General features: G+C 35.6%; 1 protein-coding gene. It reads right to left on the minus strand.

Annotation, left to right across the window (positions count from 1 at the left end):
• Positions 1-208 (minus strand): hypothetical protein (locus tag ACO0LF_RS31715; RefSeq protein WP_423021427.1); only part of this gene is annotated, 208 nt, incomplete at its 3' end.
• Between the last annotated feature and the right edge of the window lie 95 nt (positions 209-303).

Here is a 303-nt window from a genome sequence, read left to right on the forward strand (position 1 = left end):
TTGTCAGAAAGTATTTTTCTCCTTGCGGTCTTAAAATATTTTCTTTAATTAATTCAGTGATTGCCGGTTCAACATAGGCTTGCTGACCAGGATTCCAGAAAATGATGTGGGTATGAAATAAGGCGTTAAAGTTAAGTGCTTGACCCTGTTCTGTTTTATCTTTTGCGAGAAAATCTAAAATCTCTTTTTTAACAAAAGCTTTAGACATGAAAATGTCCCTTCAGCTATCCCTATTCATCGCTTTCAAAAACAAGTAGAAACACAGGAAATGAATCGGATGAACATGTCGAAAAGGACATGCCT

It is taken from the genome of Undibacterium sp. Di27W, from assembly GCF_049340345.1.
In the GTDB taxonomy this organism is placed as follows: domain Bacteria; phylum Pseudomonadota; class Gammaproteobacteria; order Burkholderiales; family Burkholderiaceae_D; genus Undibacterium.